This window comes from Mesorhizobium sp. M7A.F.Ca.CA.004.12.1.1 (genome assembly GCF_003997835.1).
Taxonomy (GTDB): Bacteria; Pseudomonadota; Alphaproteobacteria; order Rhizobiales; family Rhizobiaceae; genus Mesorhizobium.
The window spans coordinates 1-8,212 of sequence record NZ_RZRK01000224.1 but is presented as its reverse complement, the minus strand read 5'-3'; the positions used below and the strand labels follow the sequence as shown (position 1 = coordinate 8,212).

Genomic DNA, 8,212 nt, shown 5'->3' with positions numbered 1-8,212 from the left:
GGTTCGGCAGCTGATTACATCGACTTTCCGGCGGCGAAAGCGTCACGCTGGGCCTGACGCTCGGCATCCGGAGCAGCAACGAGGCCGTATTCGGCGAGCGGGCTTTCCGGGCCAACCATCTGGTCGTCAAGGAAGAACTCGACATATTCCTTGAGGCCGGGAACGACGCCCAGATGCGCCTTCTTGACGTAGAAGAACAGCGGGCGCGAGACGGGATACTTGCCGCTGGCGATCGTCTCGGTCGAAGGCACGACGTCTTCCACGGTGGCGACCTTCAGCTTGTCGGCATTGTTCTCATAGAAGGCGAGGCCAAACACGCCGACGCCGGTCTTGTTGGAGTCGATGCGGGCGAGCGTCTCGGTATAGTCGCCATCGATGTCGACGGCCTTGCCGTCCTTGCGGATGGCGATGCAGGTTTTGCCGATTTCCTTGTCGTCGGCAATGCCGGCGGCCTTGAGAGCAGCCTTGTCACAGCCGGCATCGAGAAGCTTGGTCTCGAACACTTCGCGCGTGCCATGCTTTTCGCCCGGAATGTAGGCGGCGATGTCCCAGTCGGGCAGCTTCGGATTGACCTGGCTCCACTTGGTGTTCGGATTGTCGACGAGCTTGCCGTCGACGACCAGCTTGGCTGCCAGCGCCTTGTAGATGTCGGCGGGAACCAGCGCCCAATCCGGGCCCTTGATGTCGGTGGCGAAGACGATGCCGTCATAGCCGATCCGGACTTCCTGGACTTCCTTCACGCCGGCGTCGGCGCAGGACTTGAGTTCGTCCGCCTTGATCGGACGCGACGAATTGGCGATGTCGATCGTGTCTTCGCCGACGCCCTTGCAGAATTCCTTGATGCCCGCGCCGCTGCCGCCGGATTCGACGACCGGGGTCTTGAAGTTGGTGAATGTTTCGCCGAACTGCTCGGCGACAATCTTGGCATAAGGTAACACGGTCGATGACCCGGCGACCTGGATCTGGTCGCGCGCGGCGGCGAAGCCGGACGTCGCGGCGAGCGCAAGCGCAGCGGCCGACGCCGTATAGAGGAATTTCTTCATGTGGCCTGCTCCTGTTCGGAAGATGGTCTCTCGGCGCTCGTCAGTCGGCGCCCGCTGAGGCCAATAGCCTTCGATTATAACAGTCGCATGACAGTTTGATGTCACCCCGGTAACGCGTCATCGGGATGAGCAGAATGCCGCCTGGCCGGCACTCCCGACGCAGCCCCGCTTTGTCACCGGAATCAGGGACTTGCTCGATTCGGTCGAGGCTGGCCGGCGATTTGGGGATCAGCCGGCCTTTATGAAGAAAAGCCGGACGGGAGCGCGTTGCTCTCAGCCAGACGGTGTCGTGGCCGGGCCATCGCCGAAAACAGGTCCGTTGGGGTAGGTTGACGCTGTCTCATGCCGGCGGTCGCTGCTCCCGCCCGTAACTGGGAAGAGCGGAATTCGAATGTCGCCATTGTCTCGGCTGGATGCCGCCTTTCATATGGTGCGATCGCACCATAGTCTTGGCCGCTGACAGGGGCGCGAATCTTCGCCGTATTCCCGGTACTCGGGCAGAGCCGGCCTTACCCGGCGTTGCGCTGCGCCTGCCGGCTGGCGCCGACCCAGCGCTCGACCTTCTCGAGCAACGCCCGGGGACTGATCGGCTTGGGCAGATAGTCGTCCATGCCTGCCTCCAGGCAGCGCTCGCGGTCGCCCTTCAGCGCATGCGCGGTGACGCCGACGATCGGCACATGGGTGCCGGTTTCTTCCTCCAGCCGGCGAATGGCGGCGGTTGCTTCGAGACCGTTCATCTCCGGCATGGAGACATCCATCAGGATCATGCACGGGTTCAGCCGGCCGAAGGCGTCGAGCGCCTTGCGGCCATTGCCGACGATCTCGAAACCATAACCGGTCTCGCCGAGGATCTGGGTGAACACCATCTGGTTCACCTCATTGTCCTCGGCCACCAGGATATCCAGCCTGTCGCCGCCAGCCGCCACCGGTGGCCGGGGGCGAATTGAGGGCGGCTGCAGCAGCGCCCGCTGTTCGGACGGCGCCGAGGGCTGCGTCCGCATCACATAACCCGCAGCGACGTCGGCTGCGAGCGGCTGCGCGTCGCTGCCGCTCGTGTTGTGGCGATGCCGCTGGATGGTGGCGACCAGCGTTTCCAGCAGCACCGAGGAGCGCGCCGGCTTGATCAGCTGGGCATCGATGCCAAGATCGCGATAGCTGGTGTTGGCGAGCGACTGGTCGACCGAGGTCAGCATGATGATCGGCATGCCGGCAAGGCCGGCGGTGCTGCGCACGATCCGCGCCATTTCGGCGCCGCTCATTCCAGGCATCTGGTAGTCGAGCACGACGCAATCGACCGGGACACCATAGGCAGCGGCGGCGATCAGTACCTTGAGGCCTTCGGCGCCGCTTTCGGCCGCGCAGGAATCGAACGTCCACGATGTCATCTGTTCGGTCAGGATGGCCCGATTGACGGCATTGTCGTCGACAATCAGCACACGCGCACCGGTCACGTCGATCGGCATGATGCGCTGTCCGTTCTGCTGTCCGGCCCGCGGCAGCGTCACCGAGAACCAGAAAGTCGAGCCCTTGCCTTCCGCACTTTCGACCCCGATGTCGCCGCCCATCAGTTCGACGAGCCGCGAGGTGATGGCAAGACCGAGGCCGGTTCCCTCATGCCGCCTCGTCGAAGAGGTGTCGACCTGGCTGAATTTCTCGAACACCAGTTTCAGTTTTTCCTCGGGGATACCGATACCGGTATCGGTGACCGAGATCGTCAGCTTCGTTCCGGTCGGAACCCTCTCGCCGGTGACGTCGACCAGCACATGGCCTTCATCGGTGAATTTCACCGCGTTGCCGAGCAGGTTGGTGACGATCTGTCTGATACGGCCGACATCGCCGACGAACAGGCTCTCGAGCCGAGGTTCGACACGCACGATCAGCTCGAGGTCTTTTTCCTTGGCTCGTGTCGACACCAGTGTCGCCACATCCTCGATCGCCTCGGCCAGATTGAAGGGCGCCGGATCGAGCACCAGCTGACCGGCATCGATCTTGGAGAAGTCCAGTATGTCGTTGATGATGGTGAGCAGCGCATTGCCCGATTTCACGATGATGTCGGTGAACGTCTTCTGCTTCGGGTCGAGGTCCGATTTGGCCAGCAGTTCGGCCATGCCGAGCACGCCGTTCATCGGCGTGCGGATCTCATGGCTCATATTGGCGAGGAATTCCGACTTGGCGCGGTCGGCGAGCACGGCGCGCTGACGCGCCTCGCGCAGTTCGGCCTCTCGCATCTTCAGCTCGGTGATGTCGGTGGTCGAGCCGATCAAATAGAGCGAGCCGTCGGAGGCGATCATCGCGCCCTTGCGGGCGAATTGATGCCTGACGCTGCCGTCGGCCAACGTCACCGTCTCTTCGACCTCCTGGGTTTCGCCGGTGCGCAGCACGGCGAGGTCGCCATTGACGAAAGCCTCGCCATCCGGCCCGAAAATCTCGATGTCGGTCTTGCCGATAGCCTCTTCCTTGCGGAAGCCCGTGAGATCGCACCAGCCCTTGTTGACATAGAACTGCCGGAGATCGGAGCGCTTGGCGTAGATCGATACCGGCACGTTGTCGATCAGGCTGCGGAACACCTCGTTCTCGCGCATGCTCTCTTCCAGCGCACGCTCGCGCGCCTTGACGTCGGTGATGTCGGTGCTCGAACCGACCAGATGCACCGACCCGTCCAGCGTCACCAGGCGGCTCTTGCGCGTCATCAACTGCCGAACCGTGCCGTCGCGATGGGTGACGGGTTCCTCGACCTCCCTGACGGCGCCCGTCACGGCGACTTGCGTGTCGTCATGGCTGTAGCCATCGGCGTCCTGCGCACCGAACAACTGCCGGTCGGTGCGGCCGATGACATCCTCCTTGGCCAAGCCGGTGATCGCGCACCAGGCCTTGTTGACGAATTCTATGCTCAGGTCCTGCGCCTTGATGAAGGCGGCCACCGGCAACTCGTCCATCACGTGCCGGAACAGGTCGATCTGGCGCATCGAATCGCGCAATGCCGCCTCGCGGCTCTTGATCTCGGAGATGTCAACGCGAACACCGATGAAGGTGCCATCATCGGTCCGCATGTCGTAGACTTGGTACCAGCGGCCGTCGGGGTTATGACGCTCGTAGCAGGAATTGGGCAAGCGGTAGCGGGCGAGGATCGCATCCAGCCAGCGGTCATGGTCGCTGTCGTAGAGCTGGTCGACTTGTGGATCGCCGCTGTCGCGGAAATAGCCGTTCGCATGGCCCAGAACGAGTGCCTCGCGGAATGTGCAGCCGGGCTGCCATGCCGGCTTCAAGGCCGGCAGCGTATCCTGGATCTTGCGGTTGGCGAAAACGAACCTGTCGTCGCGATCGTAGATGATCACGGCGGCCGGCAAGGATTCCAGCACGCTGGCGAGATGCTTGCGCGCATCCTGCGCTTCCGTCTCGCGGCGCTTCATTTCGGAAATATCGAACAGGAAGCCGGCAACATAGTTGCGGCCGCTGGCCATGCCGACGCGGCTCTTCCTGACGATACGCGATCGGCTGGCGCCATCGACCTCGAAATTCTCTTCCACTTCGTACGGCCGCCCGGTCGCAAGGACCTCACCTTCGCTCTGCTCGAAAAGCGCGACAGCGTTCGCCGGGAGGAAATCGCCGCCGGGTTTGCCGAGCATGGCTTGCGGCGTCTGGCCAAACAGAGCCGCGAACGCCTCGTTGACGAAGACGAAGCGCAGATGGTCGTCCTTGACGAAGATCGGATCCTTGACGGCGTTGATCACCGCCTCCGCCAGCCGCGCTTTCTCCAGCGCGTCGGCAAGTTCGGCCTCCCGGTTCTTCATGTCGGTGACGTCGACATAGGAGATCAGCCGCTTGCCGCCGGCCAGCGGCGCCATCGACGATATCAGCGTGCGGCCGTCATTGCGCGGGAACTGCCGCGCCGCGGCGATCCCGGCCCTGATTTCCGCCTCGCGCTCGGCGATATGCCGCTGCCATGATGCATCGTCGGCACCAAACGGATCGATGTCGCGGCTGGCGTCCATCAGATCGCGGAAGCTGCAGCCGATCTCGGCGCGCCGGGCGTCGATCTGCCAGAAATCATAGAAAGCACGGTTGATGATCTCGGTGCGCATATCGGCGTCGAGGACGAGGACACCGATCGGCATCTGGTCGACCATGGTGCGGAGACTGGCGAAGGTCTCGGCGATCTTGGCGTTCGCGCTTTTGATCTCCGCATCGCGTTGCTTGATCTCGGTGACCTCATAATAGGTCAACAGCCGCTTGCCGCCTGACAGCGCCGTCACCGAGAACATCATCGTCCTGCCGTTGGCATGGACAAATTCGCGCGGCGCGACGGATCCGGCGCGAATCTCCTCGAGACGAGTGGCAAGGTAGCGCTGCCATTGCCGTTCGTCGATGTCGCCATAGATGCCGCTGCGGCGGTTGAGCTCCATCAACAGGCTGAACGGAGCGCCGACGCCGACAGCGCCGTCCGGAATCCTCGAGAGGTCGCGATAGGCCTTGTTGACGATCAGCGTGTCGAGCCTGGCGTCGAGGAGCACGACGCCCATCTGCATGGCGTCCATCGTCCGCTCGAGGTCGGCCAGATGCTGGTCGGGCTCGCCGTCGGCCGATGGTTCCGGCCCCGGACCCTTGAAGGCGCCGGCCAATGCCGTGACGTTGCGGCCGATTCCGCGATAGCCGGCAAATCTTCCTTCGTCGTCGAACTTCGGAAAGCCTGATGTCAAGACCCAGCGACAGTCGGCGCTGCCACCCTTGAGTTCGTAGACGAAGTCGCGAAAAGGCCGGTGCGCCTGCAGATCCTCCAAATGCGCGGCGCCACTACGATCGCCGTTCAGGACCTGATTGAGGAAGTCGAAGCGGAACCGGCCAAGCACGTTTGCCGGATCGATGCCGGTGGCTGCCTGGTAATTTTGCGAGAGCCAGGAGAAGCGCAGTTCGGCGTCGGTCTCCCAGACCCAGTCGGAACCGGCTTCGACGAGTTGGCGAAGCGCATCGTTCGAATCCATGCAAGAGGCGGACGATGATGCATCGTCGCCATGCGCTGTGGATCTGCGAGGCGCGCGCTTGCCGCGCGCGCTGATTGTTTCGTTCGCTTCCGCCATGCCGTCCCCACCCCGAAAACCAAGGCCGAACCCTCCTCCGCGGTTCGTCGGCAAAATGTGCCCGAGAAGCATTAAGGATCCGCTAACCTTAACGGTCAGTTAGCTTCATTCCGCCCGGTTGTCGGCGGGGTCGAACCCGCTATATAAGCAACGGCAGGGGTATTGCTGATGCTTGGACGGATTGTGCCTTTTTTCATGGGGCTGGCGCTGCTTTTCGGCGGCGGTTGCTCGCGCAGTTATGACGGCACGGTCGTCATCCCGAGGCCGCTCGATGTCCGGCGCTTCTGGGACCGGCCGCCACCGAATGTCGACTACGGCCAATCCGAGGTCGAAAACGGCGCTTTTCCGGTGGCGCCGCAGCCGCCCCGGCGTTTTTCCGAGCGCAAGGTAAGCCATGCCGCACCGAAACGGCACCAGACGAGGTTGCCTGCGTCGGCGTCCCTATCGGCGCCGGCGAAGTCGCTGACCTGCAGGAACGTCAGCGAGCCTGGCAAGAGAGCTCGCATGGTCTGCGATTAGATTGGAGCTTGGTCCTAAAAGCGGGATTCGGTCAAAAAACACGATCCGCGGATAGCTCGGCGAACGGGCTTTCACAGGGAAGCAGCGCCTTTTTTCGGCTCCTTCGCTCCGAGCTTGTCGAGTGCAAGACGAACCTGACGCAGATCTTCCTGCCAACCGTCATCGTCGTCCATTGGACCCTCCGAGGCAGCCCGCTGCAACCCACGCGCCTCGGATTCGATCTCGCGCAGTTCGGCGATTTTCTGTTCGGTGGTCAGCGAGTCGTCTTCGACGATCTCCAGCACCCGCATTTCCCTGAACGTAGCCATGGCGTTCCTCCCGGCTGATGTCGATCACAACGCCGTGAGCGCCCCTCTGTTCCAGACGGATCGCGCAGCCGCATAGCAGCAGGCACGCCGCCGCCGGTGATCGCAAATCGGGGAAGACCGGCGATCATTCGGCCGGGAAAAATGCCGGGCCGACCAAGCGCACCGGCCGCTCGCCGGCCTCGATCGAAAGGTGCTGGGCGGCACCTGGGGCTTCGGCATCGATCCCGGGGACGGCCGCAACCGTGCCGAGATCCGGCTTCGCCGTCGGCAACGGAATAATGGCGTTGCGCATGTTGGCGGGCGTCACGGTCCTGGCTCGCAGTTCGGTGACCCGCTGGTAGTAGCGCTTGACGTCGCATGCCTTGAAATTCGCATCATCGCGATATCTGAAGGCTGCCGGCAGCTCGGTATAGGGTTTGCGCGTGTCGAGCGCGGTCATCTGGTCGGTTTCGAGGCTGGCGTCGTTCAACGTGTAGAGGTCGACGCCGGGGTCATCGCAGATGTAACGGCATTGATCGACCGTCTCCTTCAGATCGCCGCTGGCGGCGAATTGCGACTTTGGCGCCGGGAAGAAATATCCGTCCGACAGACGCACGCAAAACAGCATCGCATTGCCGGCGAACGTGGTGCTCGCCGATTGGGTGCTGGGCGCGGCGCGCACAGGCCGTTGCTTTGCCGAAGGCGCACAGCCAAGCGCGACGAGGCGCGCCTGCAGGCCCGCTGTGTCGCGGCCCGAATTCCCAGCGGCAGCAATCCGGCGCTGCACATCCGAGCGGCTCCTGGCGAGATCGGCGCAAGCGTTGAAGAGACCACCAAGCGAACTCTTCGCCGTGCACTGGCGCTGTCTCTCGATAGTCTGGATGGCTGCAAGTTGCCGGCGCAACTGGGCAAGCTCCGGGCTCGCCCCGCCGCTGCGGCCAGCCGAAAGCAACTGGCTTCTGATCGCGCCGCAGCTGTCCGCGTAGGACGAAAGCGTACCGAACAAAACTGCCGCCAGCGAAATAAATGCGATCACCATGGAAGGCCAGAAACGGATCATCGGGACAACTTGGTCCTTTTTGCGGAGAACCCGGAATTTAGAGTTCATGACTTCAGCAAGCTTCGGCTACATGAGTAGTTCCTAATAATCTAAAGAATTTCGACATGAATGACCTATTGTCTATTGCACTACGTCACCTCATGTAAATTCGATATTACATTTTTATTTCAAGATTGAGACGAAACTCGAAAGAAAGCGCAAGCCGACCATCGCCGAGGACCTGCAGCG

The 8,212-nt window shown here is 62.5% G+C and carries 5 protein-coding genes; 1 reads left to right on the top strand and 4 read right to left on the bottom strand.

Features of this window, described 5'->3' with window-relative positions:
• Window positions 1-14 precede the first annotated feature (14 nt).
• Window positions 15-1,043 (bottom strand): substrate-binding domain-containing protein, encoded by a 1,029-nt coding sequence (locus EN984_RS14105; RefSeq protein ID WP_127271977.1) that lies wholly within the window; start codon window positions 1,041-1,043, stop codon window positions 15-17.
• Between the two features lie 509 nt (window positions 1,044-1,552).
• The gene (locus EN984_RS14100) at window positions 1,553-6,118 is read right to left on the bottom strand and encodes a PAS domain-containing protein (RefSeq protein WP_164748826.1); all 4,566 of its coding nucleotides are present in this window, start codon (window positions 6,116-6,118) and stop codon (window positions 1,553-1,555) included.
• Window positions 6,119-6,286: 168 nt separating this feature from the next.
• On the opposite strand from EN984_RS14100, the gene EN984_RS14095 reads away from it, so the two are divergent.
• Complete coding sequence (locus EN984_RS14095) at window positions 6,287-6,637, top strand: hypothetical protein (protein ID WP_127268024.1); 351 nt, start codon at window positions 6,287-6,289, stop codon at window positions 6,635-6,637.
• 71 nt (window positions 6,638-6,708) lie between these two features.
• On the opposite strand, the gene EN984_RS14090 is transcribed toward EN984_RS14095, so the two are convergent.
• Both EN984_RS14090 and EN984_RS14085 read right to left on the bottom strand, forming a co-directional pair.
• Window positions 6,709-6,945, bottom strand: coding sequence for a hypothetical protein (locus EN984_RS14090; RefSeq protein ID WP_013529265.1), 237 nt, complete (start codon window positions 6,943-6,945; stop codon window positions 6,709-6,711).
• Between the two features lie 124 nt (window positions 6,946-7,069).
• Window positions 7,070-7,963 carry a DUF2865 domain-containing protein gene (locus EN984_RS14085; RefSeq protein WP_245480064.1) on the bottom strand — a complete coding sequence of 298 codons (894 nt, stop codon included), beginning with the start codon at window positions 7,961-7,963 and terminating at the stop codon, window positions 7,070-7,072.
• Window positions 7,964-8,212 lie beyond the last annotated feature (249 nt).